Genomic DNA, 22,469 nt, shown 5'->3' with positions numbered 1-22,469 from the left:
TGACTCTACCACTGATATATGTTCCGCCATCATACGGGACAAACCCTTGTGCCGCATGGCAGCATTCCATAAAAATGCTTTTTTACCAGAGGTTTAGGGAGTATGTGCGCGTCATCGTGTCGTGTAAATGACGCGTTGCGAAATGTCGTTTTGCTTCGAACCCGTTGTTCCTTCTTTTGCTGCGGCGCATTTTGGCGTACCGCGCATGGGGGATTTCACGCCTCGGTGCTCGCCGGCTGGCCGGCCGCCTGTGCGATCGACTGCTCGTGGCGCATGAGATTCAGACCCGTGTGGATCAGCGCGACGTGCGAGAACGCCTGCGGGAAATTGCCGACCTGACGCTGCCGGATCACGTCGTATTCCTCCGCAAGCAGGCCGACGTCGTTGCGCAGCGACAGCAGATGCTCGTAAAGCGCGTGCGCCTCGTCGCGGCGGCCGATCAGCGCGAGATTGTCGGCCATCCAGAAACTGCAGGCGAGGAAGGTGCCCTCCCCGGGCGGCAGGCCGTCGGCCGTATGTTCGGTCCGGTAGCGCATCACGAGCCCGCCGTCGGTCAGATCCTTCTCGATCGCCTCGATCGTGCTGCGCATGCGCGGATCGCTCGCCGGCAGGAAGCCGAGCAAGGACATGAGCAGCACGCTCGCATCGAGGTTGTCGCTGCCGTAGGCCTGCGTGAAGGCCTGTCGCTTCGGACTCCAGGCGTTCGCGCAGACATCGGCGTGGATGCGCTCGCGCAGCGTGCGCCACGCGTCGAGCGGGCCGTCGACGCCGAAGCGCTCGACGGACTTGATCGCGCGATCGACGGCGACCCATGCCATGACCTTCGAGAACGTGAAGTGTTGCCGGCCGCCGCGGACTTCCCAGATGCCTTCGTCGGGCTGGGTCCAGATCGTCGCGAGATGATCGACGAGCGCGTTCTGGATCGGCCACGACGTCTCGTCGGCCGGCAGGCCGCCCGCGCGCGCGACATAGAGGGCGTTCATGACTTCGCCGTAGACGTCGAGCTGGAGCTGGTCGACCGCCTGATTGCCGATACGCACGGGCTGCGAGTTTTCATAGCCCGACAGCCAGGGCACTTCCCATTCGGGCAGGCGCCGCTCGCCCGCGAGGCCATACATGATCCGGAGCTGGTCCGGCGAGCCCGCGATCGCGCGCGCGAGCCAGTCGCGCCATTTGCCGGCCTCGTCGTAGTACCCGCAGCGCATGAGCGCGAGCAGCGTGATCGTCGCGTCGCGCAGCCAGGTGTAGCGGTAGTCCCAGTTGCGCGTGCCGCCGATCGCTTCGGGCAGCGACGTCGTCGGCGCGGCGACGATGCCGCCCGTCGGTTCGTAAGCGAGCGCCTTGAGCGTGATCAGCGAGCGCTGGATCGGCTCCGCGTAGCGGCCTTCGACCGTGCTGCGCCCCGTCCATTCGCGCCAATAGTTCTCGGTCTTCGCGAGTGCATTGCGCGGATTGCCGGCGGGCGGCGGCGCGTGATGCGAAGGCGCGTAGGCGAGCGTGAACGGCACCGCCTGTCCGGCCTCGACGCGGAAATGCGCTTCCGTGTGGAAATTCACGCCGACGAGATCGACGGGGGTCCGCAGGATCACCATGTCGGGCCCCGCGATCGCGCGCAGGCCCGAGTCGTCGGGCAGGCGCGTGACCCAGGGCACGGCCGCGCCATAGTCGAAGCGCAGCGCCATCTCCATCTTCATGTCGACCGTCCCGCGCTTGCCGAACACGATCCGGATCAGCTCCGACCATCCGTTGCGCAGCGGCATGAAATCGACGACGGTCACGCTGCCCGTCGACGTTTCGTAGTCCGTTTCGAGAATCAGCGTGCCGTCGCGATAGTGCCGGCGCACGTGCGTCGTCGCCTCTTGGGGCGCGATGAGCCAGCGTCCGTTGTCGGGCGTGCCGAGCAGCGCCGCGAAACAGGCCGACGAATCGAATCGCGGCCAGCAGAGCCAATCGACGGATCCGTCCCGGGAAACGAGCGCGGCCGTATGGCCATCTCCGATCAATGCGTAGTCTTCGATGCGAGCAGCCATAAGCAATATTTTCTGTTCGAAAGGCACGAGGCGCGCGTCTCGCACCGGGGTTCGCCGACGAATGTCGATAGTAACGAATCGTTCAATCGTTTGCGCGTGATGAGACCGTCGACTATCTGGATATCGGTCAATCCGACCGCATGGTTTAGACGAATTGACCTGTGACGATTTGCCGCATGTAAAAGCGGTTCGAGCGTGATGGATACGCTTGCGTTCGATTTTTCGCCGATTAGAATCGGGATTCGAGATGCGGCGACGCGCGTGAGACTCACACGCCGGACATCGATCCGATGCCCTCGCCGATTCACAGCTGAACATCGATCCACAAGATCTTGGGAGCGTTCATGCTTACGCCATCGAAATCCGACTGCATTGCCTTGTTGTCCGCCGCGGGCCGCGTCGCCGACGCGCAAGACGTGGTCCGGCTCAATTGTCAGAATCTCGGTTTGTCGCAGAACTGTCTCGACGCGACCGCGACCTTCCTCATGGAACGCGGCTGCTTCGTCCACATTCATGGGAGTCACGGCCACTACGAGGTCGGCGGGCTGTCGCTCCAAGGCAAGCTGCGGCTCGATCAGCTCGTTCACGGCTGATCGCGATGCCTCGCACGGAGCGTGCGATGGCCGACCGGCGGTGACGCGGATCGTCCATCGCGTCCGCGCGATTCAGATGTGCAGGCCGCCGACGCCGAAGAGGCCCATCACGCCGATCACGATCAGATACAGCGCGACGATGTAGTTGAGCAGATTCGGCATGATCAGGATCAGGCACCCGGCGATCAGCGAAACAAGCGGGCCCAGGCTCAGCGAAACGTTCATAGCGATTCCTTCAGGTTGGGAGGGGCGGGACGCGAGGGGTATCGCGTGTCAAAAAGCACGCAGCGTACCTGACGCGGGACGGCCGTCGCAAATGAGAAACGCATCGTAAACGTCGCGACGAACACGACGACGTCGGTCGTCGTGTTGAGGTCGGCATGCGGATGCGTCGATGGGGTGTGTGGACATGTCAGCGTCGCGTGTGACGCTGCGCTTGTTTGCGCTCGCATGGATGAATCGCATCCATGCCGGATACGGTTGAATGCAGAAAAGCAAAAGGCCCGCATGGATATGCGGGCCTTTTGCTTTTGAAGCCTTTGGCTCCCCGACCTGGGCTCGAACCAGGGACCTACGGATTAACAGTCCGGCGCTCTACCGACTGAGCTATCGGGGAACAGCAACCATTCGACGTCGTGTTGAATCGAATTGAAATCGGCAATGCACGCGCGCTGAATGATTCGAGCGCCTGCTGTTGAATGTCCGTGGGAAGTCCTGCGGATAATCAGACCGACTTTTTAAAACTCAATCACAACGTCTTAAAACACAAAAGGCCTGCACAGTATCATCGTGCTGGCCTTTTGCTTTGAAGCTTTTGGCTCCCCGACCTGGGCTCGAACCAGGGACCTACGGATTAACAGTCCGGCGCTCTACCAACTGAGCTATCGGGGAACAGCAGAGAAGCAAGAGTTTATGGAGTGGGCACTATGCTGTCAAGCGTCTGGCGCGCTTTTTTTACGCTGCGGATCCATCGGGATCGGTTCTGCGTCGTGACGATCGGTCTCGCATCATCGGCGTGCCGTTCACGTCGCATTGCTCTCACGCGGCGAATTGCACTGCTCGCGTGGAATCAGCGAACGAGCAGCGCGAGCTTGTCCTTCACGTCCTTGAATTCTTCGGCTTCGGGAAGCGCGGGCTTCGTCTTCGTGATGCTCGGCCAGTTCTTCGCGAGTTCGGCATTCAGCGCGGTGAACGCTTGCTGATCGCCGGGGACGTCTTCTTCGGCGTAGATCGCATTGACCGGGCATTCGGCCACGCAGACTGCGCAGTCGATACATTCATCCGGATCGATCGCGAGGAAATTCGGGCCTTCGCGGAAGCAATCCACCGGGCATACATCGACGCAATCGGTATAGCGGCATTTGATGCAGCTTTCGGTCACAACGTGAGTCATGCAAACTCCTGCAGAACGGTAGGTGCCGTCAACGGCATTTCGCTAAAACCGATATTGTAGCCTAGACGCCTGGCTCGGACCGAACCCGGGTCCGCGCGAAATCAGATCGTTTGGTGATTTGCATATTGGATCCGGGACGCGAACGTCGAGGGCCGGCATGGCGCGTCTCGCGTGCGGTTTGGTGCCTCATCCGGCGTCTACGGGCCGCGACCTGATGCCGCGCGCGGGCGGCGTCCGGGTATCCCCCTGCGTTTAGGACCTTTCGGGTACCATGACCCGCCTGCGTTCCGGATCCGACCCGCGTCCCATGATCATTACCTCGCTGCTCGACACTGACCTCTACAAGTTCACGATGATGCAGGTGGTGTTGCATCACTTCCCGTCCGCCGAGGTCGAGTACGCGTTCCGGTGCCGCACGCCCGATATCGATCTCACGCCCTACATCGACGAGATTCGTGACGAGATTCGCGGCCTCTGCGCCTTGCGGTTCACACCGCAGGAGCTCGACTATCTGCGCAGCTGGCGATTCATGAAGTCGGACTTCATCGACTTTCTCGAGCTGTTTCATCTGAACGAACGTCATATCGAGGTCACGGCATCGCCGAAGCACAACGGCGAGATCGAAATCAAGATCACCGGGCCCTGGCTCCATACGATCCTGTTCGAAGTGCCCGTGCTCGCGATCGTCAACGAGGTGTACTTCCGCAACACGCAGACCGATCCCGACTATGCCGAGGGCCGTGCGCGCGCCGCCGAGAAGATCCGCCTGCTCGGCGCGAACGCCGACTACAGCGAGTGCCGGATCGCCGACTACGGCACGCGGCGCCGCTTCTCGAAGCGCTGGCACGAGGAAGTCGTGCTGATGCTCAAGGACACGCTGCGCGATCAGTTCGCCGGCACGAGCAATGTGTTTTTCGCCTACAAGCACGGCCTGACGCCGCTCGGCACGATGGCCCACGAATATCTGCAGGCGTGCCAGGCGCTCGGGCCGCGGCTGCGCGATTCGCAGATCTATGGCTTCGAGATGTGGGCGAAGGAGTATCGCGGCGACCTCGGCATCGCGCTGTCCGACGTCTACGGGATGAAGGCGTTTCTGCGCGACTTCGATATGTACTTCTGCAAGCTGTTCGACGGCGCGCGCCACGATTCGGGCGATCCGTTCGAATGGGGCGAGCGGCTGATCCGGCATTACGAAGACAATCGCTGCGATCCGAAGACGAAGGTCATGGTGTTTTCGGACGCGCTCGATATTCCGAAAGTGTTACAGCTCTACGAACGATTCAAGGGGCGCACGAAGCTCGCCTTCGGTGTCGGCACGAATCTGACGAACGATCTCGGCTATACGCCGCTGCAGGTCGTGATCAAGATGGTTCGCTGCAACGGGCAGCCCGTCGCGAAGCTCAGCGATTCGCCGGGCAAGAACATGTGCGACGACAAGCACTACCTCGCCTATCTGCGACAGGTCTTCGAGATCGAGCAGACCGTCGGCGAAGCTTGACGCCGATTCGTGAGGCCGATTCATGAGTCGACCCATGGCGTCGACTTGTGGCGTCGGCTCATGAAGCCGACGATTGACGCCGATTCGGATGCGCACCGGCCATCCGGATGACTCGGCATGACGAACGCGGGCGGACTATGCTGGTGCCCCTTCCTGTCGGTTTGCCGAGGTGTCGCTTGAACGCTCAATCTGTGGAGAGCGCCGTATCCCGCAGGGTTTCTGTGCGCGGTGTGCGCGAGGGGCGTGCCGTGCGGGGCGCGCGCCCCGTCGGCGCGGTGCGTACGATGCGTACCGTGCGTGCGGCGCCGGTCTCGGCAGGGGCGTGGTTGGCCGCATCCTTTGCCGCATCCGCCCATGCGGCGTCGCCCGGCGATCCCGCGCATGCGCAAGCGGCCGCGCATGGAATCGATGCCGCGGGCCTGCCGCTGATCGCAGGACTGCCTTTCGCGGGGCTGTTGCTCTCGATCGCCTTGTTTCCGCTCTGCGCGCCGCGCGTCTGGCATCACCATTACGGCAAGATCGCGGCGGTCTGGGCGCTGGCGTTCCTGGCGCCGTTCACGGTGCAGGCCGGGATCCATGCCGCGCTCGCGACGGTGGTCCACGCGGCGTTCGACGAGTATTTGCCGTTCATCGTCTTGCTCTGCGCGCTCTATGTCGTCGCGGGCGGCATCGGCGTGCGCGGCAATCTGCGCGGCACGCCCGCGACCAATACCACGCTGCTCGCGATCGGCACCGTGCTCGCGAGCGTCATGGGCACGACGGGCGCCGCGATGCTGCTGATCCGGCCCGTCCTGCGCGCGAACGACAACCGGCGCCACCGCGCGCATGTCGTCGTGTTCTTCATCTTCCTCGTCGCGAATGCCGGCGGCGCGCTGACGCCGCTCGGCGATCCGCCGCTGTTTCTCGGTTTTCTGAACGGCGTCACGTTCGCGTGGACGGCGACCCATCTGGGGTTGCCGCTGCTCGTCGTCTCGCTCGTTCTGCTGGCGTTGTTTTTCGCGATCGATTTGCGTTTCGCGCGCATGCCCGGCGAGTACCGCAGCGCGTTTGCCGACCCGACGCCGGACACCGGCGCGATCTGGATCGAAGGCAAGCGCAATATCGCGCTGCTCGTTGTCGTGAGCGCGGCGGTGCTGTCGAGCGGTCTCTGGCGGCCCGGCATCGGGTTCGATGTGCTCGGCACGCGCGTCGAACTGCAGAACGCGGTCCGCGACATCGTGCTCGTCGCGGTCGCGATCGTCTCGCTCGCCTGCACGCCGCGCGGGGTCCGCGAACGCAACGCATTCGACTGGATGCCGATCGTCGAGGTCGCGAAGCTGTTCGCGGCCATCTTCATCACGATCGCGCCGGTGATCGCGATGCTGCGCGCGGGCGAACACGGCGTGTTCGCGTGGCTCGCGCAAAGCGTCGCGAAGCCCGACGGCGGACCCGACGACGTCATGTATTTCTGGGTCACCGGCCTGCTGTCGTCGTTTCTCGACAATGCGCCGACGTATCTCGTGTTCTTCAATATCGCGGGCGGCGACGCGCAGCAACTGATGTCGCATGGTGCCTCGACGCTGACGGCGATCTCGGCCGGCGCGGTGTTCATGGGCGCGAATACCTATATCGGCAACGCGCCGAACTTCATGGTCCGGTCGATCGCGCAGTCGCGCGGTGTCGCGATGCCGGGGTTCTTTGGCTATATGGCGTGGTCAGGCGCTATCCTGTTGCCTGTTTTTGCGATATTGAGCGTGTTGTTCTTTCGATAAACCGATTTCGCGAATCGCGATCCCCCGCGCGACGCGACTTTATTCCGGATGAGCATGAAGTGAAGAAAATCCTGGTGTCCCGTGCCGTTTTTCCCGATGTCATCGAGCGTCTCGCACGCTATTTCGACGTCGAATCGAATCAAGCAGACGAGATGTACACGCGTGCCGAGCTCGGCGCGAAGCTGGCCGACAAGGACGGCGCGTTCGTCGCGGGCAATGTGATCGACGCGTCCGTGCTCGAACAGGCGCCGCGTCTGCGCGTCGTGTCGAACATGGCGGTCGGCTACAACAACTTCGATATGGACGCGTTCACGCGCGCGGGCGTTCTCGCGACGAACACGCCGAACGTGCTCAACGAGACGACGGCGGATCTCGGATGGGCGCTCATGATGGCGGCCGCGCGCCGGATGAGCGAGAGCGAACGTCTGCTGCGCTCGGGCGCGTGGGATCGTTGGTCGTACGACATGCTCATGGGCGTCGACATTCACGGCGCGACGCTCGGCGTGATCGGCATGGGACGCATCGGGCAGGCGGTCGCGCGTCGCGCGAAGGGGTTCGGCATGCGCGTCGTGTATTACAACCGCTCGCGTGTCGCGCCCGAGATCGAACGCGAACTCAACGCCGAATACGTCGACAAGGCGACGCTCTTGCGCACGGCCGATCACATCGTGCTCGTGCTGCCCTATACGCCCGAGAGCCACCATACGATCGGCGCCGCCGAACTCGCGCAGATGAAACCGACCGCGACGCTCACGAATATCGCGCGCGGCGGGATCGTCGACGACGCGGCGCTGGTCGAGGCGCTGCGTGAACGCCGGATCGGCGCGGCGGGGCTCGATGTCTTCGAGGGCGAGCCGAAGCTTCATCCGGGCTTCCTCGATCTGCCGAACGTCGTGTTGACGCCGCACATCGGAAGCGCGACGCTCGCGACGCGGCGCGCGATGGCGAATCTCGCGGCCGACAATCTGATCGCGGGGCTCAACGAGGGGCCGCAAGCCGGCCATCCGCCGACGCCGATCAACCCCGAGGTCATGGCGCGCTGGAGCGCTGCATGAGCGCAGACGCATCGGGCACGGTCGTCGTCTTGCTCGGCGTGGCGCTTGTCGTCGCGCTGATCGCCGTGATCGTGCTCGCTGTGTGGTCGATGCGCAGGGGCGGCCGAGTCGACGACCGCGTGATCGACGAACTCGGCGATCGCTGGAACGATGCGGCGCTGATGCAGCAACGCGCGATCGAGCGGCTCGAACGCGAGATCCGGTCCGATATCGCGCAGAACGCGCGGGTCGGTCGCGATGAGCAGAGCGTTGCGCTCAAGCGTTTCGGCGACACGTTGAATCAGCAGCTCGCGCATCTGTCGGAGGGCAACGAGCGGCGGCTCGCCGAGGTGCGCGCGACGCTTGAGCAGAAGCTCAAGGACATCGAGGCGAACAACGCGGCGAAGCTCGACGAGATGCGGCGCACGGTCGACGAGAAACTCCATGCGACGCTCGAACAGCGTCTCGGCGAGTCGTTCAAGCTCGTCTCGGATCGGCTCGAGCAGGTACATCGCGGGCTCGGCGAAATGCAGACGCTCGCGGCGGGCGTCGGCGACCTCAAGCGCGTGCTGACCAATGTCAAGACGCGCGGAACCTGGGGCGAAGTCCAGCTCGAAGCCTTGCTCGAACAGGTGCTGACGCCCGACCAGTATGCGAAGAACGTCGCAACGGTGCCGGGGCGCGCCGAGCGCGTGGAGTTCGCGATTCGCCTGCCGGGACGTCACGACGGTGCAGCGGGCGTGGGCGGTGCGCTATCGCCGGTCTGGTTGCCGATCGACGCGAAGTTTCCGCGCGAGGATTACGAGCGACTCGTGCTCGCGCAGGAGCGTGCCGACCCGGCGGCCGTCGAGGAGGCGGTGCGCGCGCTCGATCAGCGCGTGCGGCACGAGGCCCGCACGATCGCCGAAAAATACGTGGCGCCGCCGCATACGACCGATTTCGGCTTGCTGTATCTGCCGACCGAAGGGCTCTACGCCGAGGTGCTGCGTCGCCCGGGTTTGACGGACGCGCTCCAGCGCGACTACCGGATCTCGGTCGCCGGCCCGACGACGCTCACGGCGTTGCTGAACAGCTTGCAGATGGGTTTTCGCACGCTGGCGATCGAAAAGCGATCGAGCGAGGTCTGGCAGGTGCTCGGCGCGGTCAAGACGGAGTTCGGCAAGTTCGGCGACGTGCTCGCGCGGACCAAGACGCAATTGCAGACCGTCGCGCGCACGATCGAGGCGGCGGAGGTGCGGACGCGTTCCATGTCGCGCAAGCTTCGCGATGTCGAAGCGCTGCCCGGCGAAGCGGTCGCGCGCGCGTTCGACGATGCGAGCACGGGCGCGTTGTTCGATGAATCGGCCTCGGCCGGCGAGAACGATGAGGATCGGGTCCGCGGGGATTCGACCGGCGGGTAACCCACTACCGGCGAGCCGGCGGCCGGTAGTGGGCGCCGGATCGCGCTATGGCTGGGCGAAGGCCGTCAGCGCGTCGCCTGTCATGCGTACGACGCGCCAGTCGGGCAGGACCGTCGCGCCGAGACTTTCGTAGAACGCGATCGCTGCCGTGTTCCAGTCGAGCACGGTCCATTCGAACCGCGCGCATCGGCGTTCGACCGCGATCGCGGCGAGCTTGCGCAGCAGCGCGGTCGCGAGGCCTGCGCGGCGCGCGGCCGGACTGACGTAGAGGTCTTCGAGATAGAGGCCGCGCCGGCCGAGGAATGTCGAATAGTTGTGGAAGAACAGCGCGTAGGCGACGACGACGCCATCGCGCTCCGCGACAAGACATTCGACGCGCGGCGTGTCGCCTGCGAGCGCATCGCGCAGCGACTCGGGCGTCGCGACGAGCAGATCCGTCAGACGTTCGAAGTCGGCGAGTTCGGCGATCAGTCCATGGATCGCGCGGGCGTCGTCGGCGCGGGCGAAGCGAATCGACGCGGACTGCATCAGTCGTCGTCCTCGGGGGCGTCGGTGAGCGCGATCTCGATACCGCCGAAACGGCCCGCGACCCAGTTGTAGGCGTGGCAGGCGATCCAGAGCAGCGCAAAGCCGAGCAGGGCGTTGAGGATCAACGCGCTGAAGAACGCGAGCACGATATTCGCGATCGACGAACTCGACAGGCCGCCGCTCGCGAGGCCCGACTGGATCGCCGCGACGAGCGCACCGAGGATCACGATCGGGACCGAGAACGTCAGATAGATCAGGATGAGCGCCTTCGCGGTTTGCCCCGGCGTGATGTACGAAATCTGCTTTCTCATGGAATAGCTGAATGAATAAGGGCGTCCGGCGTTCCGGCATCGCGGCCGGGTCGGCGATTGTATCGATGTCTATGGGTACGAGGGTGCGCGATTATCGTTCTAATTCGCGGAGGTCGCGCAGGGTGTTCGCATTGTAGAACGCGCGGGAATCGGGAAAACTGACTTCAACCGGGTTGTGGCGACGGTACCACGCGTCGAGTTTGTACGCGCCCGCGTCGAGCGCGGCGGCGGCCGAGGCCGCGAGGCGGCGCGGGATCAGGGCGAAGACGGGGTGGCGTTGGCGCGATCCGTCGGCCTCGATCGTGGCCGCGACGGCGAGATCGGCGGCGCTGATCTCGATCGCCTCGATCAGGCGGGCGGCGAGGTCCGTCGGGAACAACGGGGCGTCGCACGGGACCACGAGCAACCAGTCCGAATCGATGGAGGCGAGTCCGGTCGCGATGCCCGCGAGCGGCCCGCTGAAGCGCGGCGTGCCGGCATGGGTCGCGTCCGGCGCATTCGCATCGGTATGCGTCTGGGGCGAGGCGGTGCGCATGGGGCCTGCATCGTCGCTGAAGACCGGATAGCCATATCGCCGGTACTCGGCGATATGGCGATTCGCGCTGATCGCCAGATGACCGACCTGGGGTGCGAGGCGCGCGATCGCGTGTTCGACGAGCGGGCGCCCCAGCAGCGGTTCGAGACCTTTGTCGACGCCCCCCATGCGCGCGCCCTGGCCACCCGCGAGGATCAGGCCCGTGAGCTGCGCACGCGCGATGACGGTTCGCGTGCCGTGCGTCATCCGCCGATATACGACATCTCGACACGCCGCGCGTCGTGCGCGGCGACGTCGCGCGGCGCGCTGTTCGAGGCGCGGATTTCCGAGTAATGATCGCCGCGGCCGTGCCAGATCCGCGCGATGGCCGTGGCGAGCGCCGCATCGTCGAGGCCCGGGGCGCGGAGCAGCGCGCGCAAGTCGTATCCCTGCGACGCAAACAGGCACAGATAGATCTTGCCTTCGGTCGAGAGCCGGACACGTGTGCAATCGCCGCAGAAGGCCCGTGTGACGCTCGAAATCGTGCCGAATTCGCCGCTTCCGTCGCTATAGCGCCAGCGCTCGGCTGTTTCGCCGCGATAGCCGGGCGCGACGGGCTCGATCCGGGCGTACTGTGCGATCTGCGCGATGACGTCCGCGGATGCGACGACATCGTCCATACGCCAGCCGTTCGACGTACCGACGTCCATGTATTCGATGAAGCGGAGCACGACGCCGGTACCGCGAAAATGGCGCGCCATCGGCACGATTTCATGGTCGTTCGTGCCGCGCTTGACGACCATATTGACCTTGATCGACCCGAATCCCGCCTCGCGCGCCGCATCGATGCCGTCGAGCACCTCGGCGACGGGGAAGTCGGCGTCGTTGATCTGGCGAAACAGGGAGTCGTCGAGCGCGTCGAGGCTCACGGTCAGGCGGCGGAGGCCGGCCGCGCGCAGCGCATGCGCTTTCCGTGCGAGCAGCGAGCCGTTCGTCGTCAAGCTCAGATCGAGCGGGTCGCCTTCGGGTGTTCGAAGCGAGGCGAGTCGTTCGATCAGGTGTTCGATATTTCTGCGCAGCAGCGGCTCGCCGCCCGTCAGACGAATCTTGCGCACGCCGTGAGCGACGAAAACCGTCGCAAGACGCTCGATTTCCTCGAATGTGAGCAGTTCCGCATGCGGCAGAAACGGATGGTCGTTGCCGAAGATCTCTTTCGGCATGCAGTAGACGCATCGGAAGTTGCAGCGATCGGTGATCGAGATCCGGAGATCGCGCAAGGCGCGGCCGCGCGTGTCCGTCAGGACGCCGTTCGGCGGAACGGGCGAACCGGACAGGTCGGGCGTCGGCCGATCGCGCAACATCGAGCGCCAATCGGTAACCGGAATGATCTTGCTGGACATGGCATTTCTGGATGGGGGCAATTCATTCTAGCCGAACAGAATCGACCGGATTGCCTCGCCGTGGGGACCGGCGCACTGTGACGATTCACTCATCCGTCGACTCGCCCAAAGAAAAAGCCCCCGAGCCGGGAGGCTGGGGGGCTTTACCGAGCCGCGCTTCGCATGGCGAGGCGCAGCCGGATTCGATGCGTGCCGCGTGTGACGCGGCGGACATCCCGACGGGCGGGATCGTGCCGGCCGAATCATCGCTGACTCGGCCGGGCGCGATCGTGTCGCCCGGCTGATTACGCCTGGCCGTTCGGGGTGTGTCCCGTTTCGACCTGGACCATCGGCGCTGTCGAGACCGGCGGCAACGGCTTGCGTTCGCGCGGCGCGCGAGCCGGCCGTACTTGCTGAGCGGCGATGTCGCGCGCGGCACGAAGCTTGTCCGAGTCCGTGTTGACCCAGACGAGGCCCGCCGATTCGAGCATCGGCGAGAGCGCCTCGACCGACAGCGTGCCGTGAGCGGCCGAGGCGGCCGGTGCCGACGTACCCGTCGATGTCGCGACAGGCGCTGCAGCGGCGGGCGCTACCGGCGTGCCGGACGCCGCGGGAACCGCCGGCACATCGGTCGAAGCCGGCGCCACCGCTTGTGCGGCGGTGCGCGTCGTGTCTTCCGTATCGGCGCGCGGCGCCGGCGCAACATCCCGAGCCGGTGCGACCACCGGTGCCGGTGCGACTTGAGCCGATTCGACGGTCACGGGGACCGGCGCCGTCTCTGCCGTCGCCGCAGCTTCGACCGATGCGGATGCCGGTGCTGCAGGCGTTTCGACGGGCGCTTGAACCGGAGCCGAAGCCACGGGTTCGGCAACGACCGGGGTCGTCTGAACCGGCGCGACAGCCACCGGCGCGTCGATTTCACGCGAGCCGGTCTGCGGCTCGGCGTGCGACGCCGCTGCGGCCGGTTCTGTCACGGACGCCGACTCCGATGCGGCGGGCGCGGACGATGCAACAGGCGCGCTCGCCTCGACATCGCGACGCGTTTCGACCGCTTGAGCCGCTTCCGGGGCATGCGGTGCGACCGCTTCCGGCGACATGGCTGCAGCGGGTTCGACGTCCGGTGTCGCAACGGGGCGAGCCGGTTCGCGTGCCTCGCCTTCCGACTCGATCGCTTCGACCGGTGCCGCCTGGCCGGCGCCTTCGGCGACATCCGCCTCGAGCGTCGCGTTGACGTTGTCTTCCTCGCGCTCGCGACGGCCACCACGGCGGCCGCGACGACGACGACGGCGTTCTTCGCCGCCTTCGCGCAACGCTTCGCTATCGCCCGACAGATCCTCGTTCGAACGCGCATTGCCGTTTTCATCGAGCGAGACGTCCGCGGCTTGTCCGTTCAGCTTGTCTTCGGCCGTTACGACGGCTTCCGCTGCGGCGCGCTTTTCACGACGCTCGCCACGTTCACTGCGTTCGCCACGCTCGGCGCGTTCGCCGCGGTCCGCGCGCTCCGCACGTTCGCCGCCCTTGCGCTCGCCGCGCTCCTGGCGTTCGACGCCGTCGATCGCGTCGGCAAGCCGTTCCTGGCGTTCACGATTGCCACGGCCTTCGCGTGCTTCACGCGGCTCGCGACCTTCACGACCCTCGCGCGGTTCACGGCTCTCGCGGGTTTCACGGCCCTCACGGGGTTCGCGTGCTTCACGCGTTTCGGCCGAGCGGTCGCCGCGATCTTGACGCGGGCCGCGCTGGGCCTGCTTGCCTTCGGCGTCGCGTGTCTGCGCACCGCCGCGGCGGTTGTTGCGGCCACGATCCTGACGCTCGCCCTTGTCGGCGCGTTCGCCCTTGTCGCCCGGCGTGCCGGCGCGATCCTTGTCGCCGCGCTCGACGCGATCGCGTGCGGTGCGCGCCGACGGCTTCGCGGCCGGCGCTTCGACGACCGGCGCGGGTGCGGGCGCGCCCGCGAACAGGCGCTTGACCCAGCCGAAGAACCCGCCGGTCGCGACCGGTGCGGCTGCGGCCGGCGCGGCGGCGACGGGTTCCGGACGCGGCGTCGAGGCCGGCGCCGGACGCTCGGGCGTAATGCCCTTGACCGCGGCTTCCTGCTTCGGCTTCGCGTCTTCGGCGCGCTTGCTGTAGCCCGATTCCGACTCGAGCTCGCGCGCGGCCTCTTCGGCCATCTTGTAGCTCGCGCGCGGATCTTCGAGGCGCGGATCGTCGTGACGCAGCCGTTCGAGCTTGTAGTGCGGCGTGTCGAGATGCTTGTTCGGGATCAACACGACGTTGACCTTGAAGCGCGTCTCGATCTTGTTGATTTCCTGACGCTTCTCGTTGAGCAGGAACGCGGTGACTTCGACGGGCACCTGGCAATGAATCGCCGAGGTGTTTTCCTTCATCGCCTCTTCCTGGATGATCCGAAGGACCTGGAGCGCCGACGATTCGGTATCGCGGATATGACCCGTGCCGTTGCATCGCGGGCACGTGACATGGCTGCCTTCCGACAGCGCCGGGCGCAGACGCTGACGCGAAAGCTCCATGAGGCCGAAGCGCGAGATCTTGCCCATCTGGACGCGCGCGCGGTCATGCTTGAGCGCGTCCTTGAGACGCTGCTCGACTTCACGCTGGCTCTTGCTCGACTCCATGTCGATGAAGTCGATGACGATCAGGCCGCCGAGGTCGCGCAAGCGCAGTTGGCGCGCGACTTCGTCCGCGGCTTCGAGATTCGTGCGGGCCGCGGTTTCTTCGATATCGGCGCCCTTGGTCGCGCGCGCCGAGTTCACGTCGATCGCGACGAGCGCTTCGGTGTGATCGATGACGATCGCGCCGCCCGACGGCAGCGGAACGGTCCGCGAGTAGGCCGTCTCGATCTGATGCTCGATCTGGAAGCGCGAGAACAGCGGCACGTCGTCGCGGTAGCGCTTGACCTTGTTGAGGTTGTCCGGCATCACGACGCTCATGAACGCGCGTGCCTGTTCGTCGATCTCCTCGGTGTCGATGAGGATTTCGCCGATATCCGGTTGGAAATAGTCGCGAATCGCGCGGATGACGAGGCTCGATTCGAGATAGATCAGCAACGGACCGCGCGTCTGCTTCGACGCGTCTTCGATCGCGCGCCAGAGCTGCATGAGGTAGTTGAGGTCCCACTGGAGCTCTTCGGCGCTGCGGCCGATGCCGGCCGTGCGCGCGATGATGCTCATGCCGTCGGGCAGCTCGAGCTGGCCCATCGTCTCGCGCAGTTCCTGCCGTTCCTCGCCCTCGATGCGGCGCGATACGCCGCCGCCGCGCGGGTTGTTCGGCATCAGCACGAGGTAACGGCCCGCGAGCGAGATGAACGTCGTGAGCGCCGCGCCCTTGTTGCCGCGTTCTTCCTTTTCGACCTGGACGATGAGTTCCTGGCCCTCGCGCAGCGCATCCTGGATGCGTGCCGAGCGCATGTCGACGCCTTCGCGGAAATACTGGCGGGCGACTTCCTTGAACGGAAGGAAGCCGTGGCGGTCTTCGCCGTAATTGACGAAGCAGGCTTCGAGAGACGGTTCGATGCGGGTGATGACACCCTTGTAGATATTGCCTTTGCGTTGTTCGCGACCGGCGGTTTCGATGTCGATGTCGATCAGTTTCTGACCGTCGACGATTGCAACGCGCAATTCCTCCTGCTGCGTTGCATTGAACAGCATGCGTTTCATTGAACGGCTCCCAGAGCAACTGCGCCGTCGTTTTGGGTCCGTCCGCGCGGATGGGCGCGACCAGTCGCGTGGACTGATGCGGGACCGGACACCGGATGGACACATGCGGCCAGATGGGGCCGCACGGACCGGGAAAACGACAGCGCGCCGCGCTTTTTTGTTGTCACATATAAAGCACGCGGGGCCGAAGTCGGGGACGGGAGAATTGCCGGATCAGCCTGCCCGTTCCGAAGGGCAGCATTGGCACTGGCGATTGGCGATGCGGGCAACCATGCGCGGGCATGCCGTATCCTGACTGAGCCGGTCCGTGCGGAAAATCGCACCTGGACCGGACGCCAGAACCGGACGCGCAAGCGGGCGCCTGTATGCATGCTTGGCCGGCCCATTCGGCGCGCGGCGTCACAGTACATGCCTGACATCGCACCGGTCGACATCCGTCGCATCCGGCTTCGCCGTGATCGTCCACGATCACCAGGGAAGCGGGGCGCGTCGGCCGCGGACCGGCTGACTTCGCAACTCGCGCAGCGTGCCTGACACAGCCCGCTGCGCGATTCAAAATTCTTTTTGACCCTAACTTCGCTGCCCGCGAAACACGCTCGCCAACCGGAGGCGCCTGTGGGCGCACTCCCTGCCGGAGCGGATCTCGTGCGTGCAACTCACTCAACCATGCTCGTCGAAGCGGGACGAGCAACCGGCCCACGGGTGCAAGTAAAATGACGGTTTTGACCGCTCGCACGGGGCACACTTTCGTGTCTGGCCGGCAAGTGCCGGTGACAGCCAACGAAAGTTGGGACAAATTATATGCAGAATGAATGAGTTAGGCAAAACCTCCGGGCAAGCGGTCGCGGCCGACCAGGTCTCGATGATCGAGATCGACGACGAGTGGGCCGGTCAGCGCATCGACAACTTCCTCATGCGCGTCTGCAAAGGCGTGCCGAAAAGCCATGTCTACCGGATCCTGCGCAGCGGCGAGGTCCGCGTCAACAAGGGCAGAGTGAGCGCTGACTATCGTCTTGAGGCCGGCGACACGGTCCGCGTGCCGCCGATCCGGATCGCGGCGAAAGAAGTCGAGACGCCGGCCTGGATGCCGCCGCCGTCCTATGCGATCGTCCATGAGGACGACCACCTGCTCGTGATCGACAAGCCGGCGGGTCTCGCCGTGCACGGCGGAAGCGGGGTCAGCTTCGGCGTCATCGAGCAATTGCGCAACGCGCGGCCGAAGGCCAAATATCTCGAACTCGTGCACCGGCTCGATCGTGAGACGTCGGGCCTGCTGATGATCGCCAAGCGCCGCTCGGCGCTCGTTTCGCTGCACGAGCAGATCCGCGAGAATCGGGTGGACAAACGATACCTCGCGTGCGTCGCCGGGGACTGGCACGATCGGCGTCGCGCGGTCAAAGCGCCGCTGCACAAATACCTGACGCCCGACGGCGAGCGTCGGGTCCGCGTGCAGGAGGACGGACTCGCGTCCCATACGATCTTCAATCTCATCGAGCGGTTCGCCGGTTTCGCGCTGCTCGAATGCGAACTCAAGACCGGCCGCACGCACCAGATCCGCGTACATCTTCAGCATGTGGGCACGCCGATCGTCGGCGACGAGAAATACGGCGACTTCGCGCTCAACAAGCAACTCGCGCGTTCGGGAGCGAAGCCGGGCATCCGCCGCATGTTCCTGCATGCGTACAAGCTGCGGATCACGCATCCGGGAACCGGGGCGCCGCTCGAAGTCGAAGCGCCGTTGCCGGACGAATGCCGGCAGTTTCTGAACCAATTGCAGGATGACGAGGGCCATGCCGCAAAAACAGTTTGATTTGATCGTGTTCGACTGGGACGGCACGCTGATGGACTCGACGCGGCACATCACGCGCAGCATCCAGGCCGCGTGCCGCGATCTCGGCCTTCCCGTGCCCGATGATCAGGCGGCGAGCTATGTCATCGGGCTCGGCTTGCGCGAGGCGCTTGAAATCGCCGCGCCGGCGCTCGATCCGGCCGACTACCCGAAGCTCGTCGAGCGGTATCGCGTGCACTATCTGACCGGCGATCCGACGATCGAGCTGTTCGACGGCGTGCGCGCGATGCTCGAACGCCTGCGCGCAGCGGGTTTTCTGCTGGCGGTCGCCACCGGCAAGAGCCGGGTCGGGCTCGATCGTGCGCTCAACGCCGTCGATCTGGTCGGCATGTTCGATGTCACGCGATGTGCCGACGAAACCTTCTCGAAACCCCATCCGCAAATGCTTCATGAGGTCATCGATTTTGTCGGCCGGACGCCCGAGCGTACCGTCATGATCGGCGACACAACACATGACCTGCAGATGGCGCTCAATGCGGGCACGGCGGGCATCGCGGTCACCTACGGCGCGCACGCCGAGGCGCCTCTGCTCAAGCTGTCGCCGCGGTTTTGCGCGCACGATGTCGCCGAACTCGGTCGGTGGCTCGATCAGAATGCTTGAGCCTAAACCTCGAACGCGTTAAAACGTCATACGAATCTCATGGAACCTGTGTATATCTGCGATGCGCTTGCGCTGGTGGACGGCGGTTCGGGGGTTCGCGCGAACGCGACCTACCTCGGTCACGACACGACGGTGTTCTTCGTCCGGTTCGACGGCGTGGCCTACGGGTACTTGAATCAGTGCGCGCATGTGCCGATGGAGTTGGACTGGAATGAGGGGCAGTTCTTCGACGATTCGGGTTTATACTTGGTTTGCGCAACCCACGGCGCCGTTTATACGCCCGAGAGCGGGCGATGTGTCGGCGGTCCGTGTCGGGGTGCGAAACTCCGCGCAGTACGGGTTGAAGAACGCGAAACGCCTTCCGGCCGCGCGATCTTTTGGCTACCGGACGACGACGTGCGTCCGGCGGCTGTTGTGTGACTGACCGGTCGCCAATCCATTGGCTGGAACAACGCCTTTTTTGACGACGCATGTCAGATAATTTCGATCGCCCTGAATCATCGACGCCTCCCGCAGCATCCGTCCCGCCGGGCCGGGAACCCAACTGGGAACGCGCCGTCCTCGAAAAGCTCGCGCTGTCGGCGCTGCGTGAGCAGCGCGCGACGCGTCGTTGGAAAATCTTCTTTCGCTTTGCGTTTCTGATCGTATTCGCACTGATCGCGTGGGGCTTGCTCAACGTGTCGGGCGAGACGACCGTGTCGACGGGCCGCCATACGGCGCTCGTGACGCTGACCGGCGAGATCTCGTCGGATGGACAGGCGAGTGCGGAAAACATCAATGCCTCGCTCGAATCGGCGTTCGCCGACACGAACACGGTCGGCGTGATCCTGCGGATCAACAGTCCCGGCGGCAGCCCCGTGCAGGCGGCGATCATCAACCGCGACATGCGGCGCCTGCGCACGAAGTATCCGAGCAAGCCGCTGTATGTCGTCGTCGACGATATGTGCGCGTCGGGCGGGTACTACGTGGCGGTCGCGGCCGACAAGATCTATGTCGATCAGGCGAGCGTGGTCGGCTCGATCGGCGTGCTCATGGAGGGATTCGGCTTCACGGGTCTGATGGACAAGCTCGGCGTCGAACGGCGTCTGCATACGTCGGGCGAGAACAAGGGCTTGTTCGATCCGTTCTCGCCGGAGTCCGACAAGGCCAAGGAGCATGCGCAGCAGATGCTCGACCAGATCCACGCGCAATTCATCGCGGCGGTCAAGCAGGGTCGCGGCAACCGGCTCAAGAACCCTGACGATCCCGATCTGTTCTCGGGCTTGTTCTGGACGGGCCAGCAGAGTGTCGATCTCGGCTTGGCCGATGGATTCGGCGACACCGATTTCGTCGCGCGCAATGTGATCAAGGCCGACAACGTCGTCGACTACACGGTCAAGTCGAATTTCGCCGACCGTCTCGCGAGCCGTTTCGGCGCGTCGATCGGCGATGCCGCGATGAAGGCGCTCGCGCACGTCGCCGTGCGGACCTCGCTCCAATAAGGCTTGCAGCGCCGCCGGGCGAGCGCCTGCTTGCCCGGCGCCGCCGCCCTTGCGCGGCACGGTTCGCGCGTATCAGCTTGCAAGCATCAGTTCGCACGCATCAATTCGCAAGCATCAGGAAGATCGCGGGGCGCTTGTTGAGGTCGAGCGTATCGGATTTCCATTCCGATGCCGGCTTGCAGACGACCTGTTCGGTCGGCAGCGTGAGGTCTACCGCAACGCAGACGCGTGTCGACGGTGCGAGCGTGCTGCGCATCGCGTCGAGCATCGCTTTGTTCCGATACGGCGTTTCGATGAAGATCTGCGTCTGCTTGCCGCGGCGCGAGGTCTGTTCGAGTTCGCGAAGCTGCTTGACGCGCGCGGCGGCGTCGAGCGCCAGATAGCCGTGAAACGCGAAACTCTGGCCATTGAGGCCCGACGCCATCAATCCGAGCAGGATCGAATTCGGCCCGACGAACGGCACGACGCGCACGCCGCGCCGGTGCGCGCGCTCGACGAGCAGCGCGCCCGGATCGGCGACCGCGGGGCAGCCGGCCTCGGACACGAGTCCGCCGTCGGCACCGTCGAGAATCGGCTTGAGCAGCGCCTCGACCTGGGCCGCGGGCGTATTGACGTTGAGCTCCGCGATCCGGATGTCCTGGATCGGCCGTTCGGTGCCGACCCGCTTGAGGAACGCGCGCGTGCTCTTCGCGTTTTCGCCGACGAAATAACCGAGCCGGCTCGCGCATGCGCGTACGGGCGCGGGCAATACGAGCTCGAGTGCGGCTTCGTCGCCTTCGCCGAGCGTGTTCGGGATCAAATAGAGCGTGCCAGTCATGCGCGGAGTACCGGATAGCCTGCGTGGTTCAACATGCTGACGAGTTCGATCAGCGGAAGCCCGATCAGCGCGGTGGGGTCATGGCTCTCGATCGATTCGAGCAGCGCGATCCCGAGTCCCTCGGCTTTGGCGCTGCCCGCGCAGTCGTAGGGCTGTTCGGCATGCAGATACGCGTCGAGCGCCGCGTCGGGAAGGTTGCGAAAGCGCACGCGCGTGAGGATGTCCTTGATCTGCGCATCGCCGCGCGCGGCATCGAATACGCAGAGCGCGCTATGGAATTCGACGACGCGCCCGCGCATCGTCTGCAGTTGCGCAAGCGCGCTGCGATGGTCGCCGGGCTTGCCGATCTGCTGGCCGTCGAGTGTCGCGACCTGATCGGACCCGATGATCAGCGCGCGCGGGTGCCGCTCGGCGACGGCGCGGGCTTTTTCGACGGCGAGGCGCATCGCCGTCGAGGCGGGGCTCTCGTCGGGGCGCGGCGTCTCGTCGATCGCCGGAACGACGACGGAAAACGGCACGCGCAGGCGTTCGAGTAGCGTGCGCCGGTACGGGGAACTGGAGGCAAGAATCAGGGAGCGATCGGCTTCGGATGACATCGTCGGGCGTTCAGGACGGGCGCCGCCGGCGGGCAAGCAGGCGGACGCTTAAAACCATCGGGTTAAGTGATTGACTCGAAAGGCCAAAAATCGGTACACTCTCGCGTTTCGCAGCGGCAGCACTGTTATGAGCTCATCCACCGCGGCTGCCGGTCCCGACTGGCGTGCTTTCGATCTGTTCGAGTTTGCCCGCGCGGGACGCAGCGGCGCGGGCGACATCGCGCTGGGCGACTTGCCGCGCATAGTAAACGAACTCGCGGTTCCCGTATCGGAACATGGCGGGTCTCGCGACGGGTTCGTGCACTGGACGGCGCAGGGTGAGCGGCGCGAGGTGACGGGCGCGGCGCCCGAGTTGCATCTGCACGTGACGATTCGCGCCGCGTTGTGGCTCGAATGCCAACGCTGCATGACGCCGTACGAGCAGCCGATCCATGTGCGCGCAAGCTATCTGATTGTCGCGACCGAAGAGCAGGCCGACGCGGTGCCGCTCGAAGACGATGAAATCGATCCGATCGTCGGATCAAAGCAGTTCGACTTGTACGAGCTGATTGAAGAAGAAATATTGCTGTCGTTTCCGCTCGTGCCGAAGCACGACGTGTGTCCCTCGGTGCACGAGTCGCTCGTGACCGGGAAGGCAGGCGATATCGTGATCGCGCATCCGGACCCGGATGAGGCCAAGCGAGACGACAACCCGTTTGCGGCGCTTTCCGCGCTGAAACGCGACGTTCCGCCAAAGAACGACGCATGAACGAACCAGGCAATGCTCGACCTGAGGGTGCTGCCTGAATATGCTAGAATCCGGCAAAATTTTTAGGAGTTGTCATGGCTGTCCAGCAAAACAAGAAGTCGCCGTCGAAGCGCGGCATGCACCGTTCCCACGATTTCCTGACCGGCGCGGCGATCGCTGTCGAACCGACGTCGGGTGAAACGCATCTGCGTCATCACATCAGCCCGAACGGCTACTACCGCGGCAAGAAGGTCGTCAAGACCAAGAACGACTAAGTGCGCGCAGCCATTTTGGCT

At 64.8% G+C, this 22,469-nt stretch carries 21 protein-coding genes and 2 tRNA genes; 11 read left to right on the top strand and 12 right to left on the bottom strand.

The genetic code is table 11. The annotated features are described in order from the left end of the window. Nucleotides 1-215 precede the first annotated feature (215 nt). The gene (locus D7S86_RS08850) at nt 216-2,030 is read right to left on the bottom strand and encodes a glycoside hydrolase family 15 protein (protein ID WP_121085506.1); all 1,815 of its coding nucleotides are present in this window, start codon (nt 2,028-2,030) and stop codon (nt 216-218) included. 344 nt (nt 2,031-2,374) lie between these two features. Here D7S86_RS08850 and D7S86_RS08845 point away from each other — a divergent pair, with 344 nt between their 5' ends. Continuing rightward, nucleotides 2,375-2,623, top strand: a complete 249-nt coding sequence (locus D7S86_RS08845) for a hypothetical protein (protein WP_121085504.1) — start codon at nt 2,375-2,377, stop codon at nt 2,621-2,623. Between the two features lie 72 nt (nt 2,624-2,695). Here D7S86_RS08845 and D7S86_RS08840 read toward each other — a convergent pair whose 3' ends face one another. The 4 genes from D7S86_RS08840 to fdxA form a co-directional block, all read right to left on the bottom strand. Continuing rightward, the gene (locus tag D7S86_RS08840; protein ID WP_121085502.1) at nt 2,696-2,848 is read right to left on the bottom strand and encodes a DUF3096 domain-containing protein; all 153 of its coding nucleotides are present in this window, start codon (nt 2,846-2,848) and stop codon (nt 2,696-2,698) included. 315 nt (nt 2,849-3,163) lie between these two features. After that, nucleotides 3,164-3,239 (bottom strand) — tRNA-Asn (locus D7S86_RS08835). Between the two features lie 199 nt (nt 3,240-3,438). Then, nucleotides 3,439-3,514, bottom strand: a tRNA-Asn gene (locus D7S86_RS08830). Between the two features lie 178 nt (nt 3,515-3,692). Next, nucleotides 3,693-4,016, bottom strand: coding sequence for a ferredoxin FdxA (fdxA, locus tag D7S86_RS08825; protein ID WP_121085501.1), 324 nt, complete (start codon nt 4,014-4,016; stop codon nt 3,693-3,695). Nucleotides 4,017-4,323: 307 nt separating this feature from the next. On the opposite strand from fdxA, the gene pncB reads away from it, so the two are divergent. The 4 genes from pncB to D7S86_RS08805 all read left to right on the top strand — a co-directional run bounded on the left by pncB (nt 4,324) and on the right by D7S86_RS08805 (nt 9,699). Next, nucleotides 4,324-5,514, top strand: a complete 1,191-nt coding sequence (gene pncB, locus D7S86_RS08820; RefSeq protein ID WP_121085499.1) for a nicotinate phosphoribosyltransferase — start codon at nt 4,324-4,326, stop codon at nt 5,512-5,514. Nucleotides 5,515-5,798: 284 nt separating this feature from the next. After that, nucleotides 5,799-7,265 (top strand): sodium:proton antiporter, encoded by a 1,467-nt coding sequence (locus D7S86_RS08815; RefSeq protein WP_121086072.1) that lies wholly within the window; start codon nt 5,799-5,801, stop codon nt 7,263-7,265. Between the two features lie 59 nt (nt 7,266-7,324). After that, nucleotides 7,325-8,320, top strand: coding sequence for a 2-hydroxyacid dehydrogenase (locus D7S86_RS08810; RefSeq protein ID WP_121085496.1), 996 nt, complete (start codon nt 7,325-7,327; stop codon nt 8,318-8,320). After that, entirely contained in the window at nt 8,317-9,699 is a 1,383-nt protein-coding gene (locus D7S86_RS08805) for a DNA recombination protein RmuC (RefSeq protein WP_121085494.1), read from the top strand. Before D7S86_RS08810 ends, D7S86_RS08805 begins: the two co-directional genes overlap by 4 nt. 45 nt (nt 9,700-9,744) lie before the next feature. Here D7S86_RS08805 and D7S86_RS08800 read toward each other — a convergent pair whose 3' ends face one another. The 5 genes from D7S86_RS08800 to D7S86_RS08780 all read right to left on the bottom strand — a co-directional run bounded on the left by D7S86_RS08800 (nt 9,745) and on the right by D7S86_RS08780 (nt 16,102). Continuing rightward, on the bottom strand, nt 9,745-10,227 hold the full coding sequence (locus D7S86_RS08800) for a GNAT family N-acetyltransferase (RefSeq protein ID WP_121085492.1): 483 nt from the start codon (nt 10,225-10,227) through the stop codon (nt 9,745-9,747). After that, nucleotides 10,227-10,538 carry a hypothetical protein gene (locus D7S86_RS08795; protein ID WP_121085490.1) on the bottom strand — a complete coding sequence of 104 codons (312 nt, stop codon included), beginning with the start codon at nt 10,536-10,538 and terminating at the stop codon, nt 10,227-10,229. The genes D7S86_RS08800 and D7S86_RS08795 overlap by 1 nt, the downstream gene beginning before the upstream one ends. 91 nt (nt 10,539-10,629) lie before the next feature. Further along, nucleotides 10,630-11,319 (bottom strand): molybdenum cofactor guanylyltransferase, encoded by a 690-nt coding sequence (gene mobA, locus D7S86_RS08790; protein WP_121085488.1) that lies wholly within the window; start codon nt 11,317-11,319, stop codon nt 10,630-10,632. Next, nucleotides 11,316-12,452, bottom strand: coding sequence for a GTP 3',8-cyclase MoaA (gene moaA, locus D7S86_RS08785; protein ID WP_121085486.1), 1,137 nt, complete (start codon nt 12,450-12,452; stop codon nt 11,316-11,318). The genes mobA and moaA overlap by 4 nt, the downstream gene beginning before the upstream one ends. A 284-nt stretch (nt 12,453-12,736) precedes the next feature. Beyond that, a complete protein-coding gene (locus D7S86_RS08780; RefSeq protein ID WP_121085484.1) occupies nt 12,737-16,102 on the bottom strand; it encodes an Rne/Rng family ribonuclease in 3,366 nt (1,121 codons plus the stop codon). 808 nt (nt 16,103-16,910) lie between these two features. Here D7S86_RS08780 and rluC point away from each other — a divergent pair. Genes rluC through D7S86_RS08760 form a run of 4 tightly spaced genes read left to right on the top strand, consistent with a single transcriptional unit; the run spans nt 16,911 to nt 20,033 of the window. Continuing rightward, nucleotides 16,911-17,912 carry a 23S rRNA pseudouridine(955/2504/2580) synthase RluC gene (gene rluC / locus D7S86_RS08775; protein WP_121085482.1) on the top strand — a complete coding sequence of 334 codons (1,002 nt, stop codon included), beginning with the start codon at nt 16,911-16,913 and terminating at the stop codon, nt 17,910-17,912. Continuing rightward, complete coding sequence (locus D7S86_RS08770) at nt 17,893-18,552, top strand: HAD-IA family hydrolase (protein WP_121085480.1); 660 nt, start codon at nt 17,893-17,895, stop codon at nt 18,550-18,552. The genes rluC and D7S86_RS08770 overlap by 20 nt, the downstream gene beginning before the upstream one ends. A gap of 39 nt (nt 18,553-18,591) precedes the next feature. Then, entirely contained in the window at nt 18,592-18,972 is a 381-nt protein-coding gene (locus D7S86_RS08765) for a Rieske (2Fe-2S) protein (RefSeq protein WP_121085479.1), read from the top strand. A gap of 50 nt (nt 18,973-19,022) precedes the next feature. Then, nucleotides 19,023-20,033, top strand: a complete 1,011-nt coding sequence (locus D7S86_RS08760) for a S49 family peptidase (protein WP_121085477.1) — start codon at nt 19,023-19,025, stop codon at nt 20,031-20,033. A 100-nt stretch (nt 20,034-20,133) separates the two neighbouring features. Here D7S86_RS08760 and D7S86_RS08755 read toward each other — a convergent pair whose 3' ends face one another. Together D7S86_RS08755 and D7S86_RS08750 are read right to left on the bottom strand one after the other, a co-directional pair. Further along, a complete protein-coding gene (locus D7S86_RS08755; protein WP_121085475.1) occupies nt 20,134-20,850 on the bottom strand; it encodes an SAM-dependent methyltransferase in 717 nt (238 codons plus the stop codon). After that, on the bottom strand, nt 20,847-21,446 hold the full coding sequence (locus tag D7S86_RS08750) for a Maf-like protein (RefSeq protein ID WP_121086070.1): 600 nt from the start codon (nt 21,444-21,446) through the stop codon (nt 20,847-20,849). The genes D7S86_RS08755 and D7S86_RS08750 overlap by 4 nt, the downstream gene beginning before the upstream one ends. Nucleotides 21,447-21,573: 127 nt before the next feature. On the opposite strand from D7S86_RS08750, the gene D7S86_RS08745 reads away from it, so the two are divergent. Together D7S86_RS08745 and rpmF are read left to right on the top strand one after the other, a co-directional pair. Further along, a complete protein-coding gene (locus tag D7S86_RS08745) occupies nt 21,574-22,194 on the top strand; it encodes a YceD family protein (protein ID WP_121085473.1) in 621 nt (206 codons plus the stop codon). A 74-nt stretch (nt 22,195-22,268) separates the two neighbouring features. Continuing rightward, nucleotides 22,269-22,448, top strand: a complete 180-nt coding sequence (rpmF, locus tag D7S86_RS08740; protein WP_121085471.1) for a 50S ribosomal protein L32 — start codon at nt 22,269-22,271, stop codon at nt 22,446-22,448. Nucleotides 22,449-22,469 lie beyond the last annotated feature (21 nt).

The sequence above is a fragment of the Pararobbsia silviterrae genome, from assembly GCF_003628125.1.
GTDB classification, from domain to species: Bacteria; Pseudomonadota; Gammaproteobacteria; order Burkholderiales; family Burkholderiaceae; genus Pararobbsia; species Pararobbsia silviterrae.
Note: the sequence above shows the minus strand (reverse complement) of the source record. Positions and strands in the feature narration are given on the sequence as shown.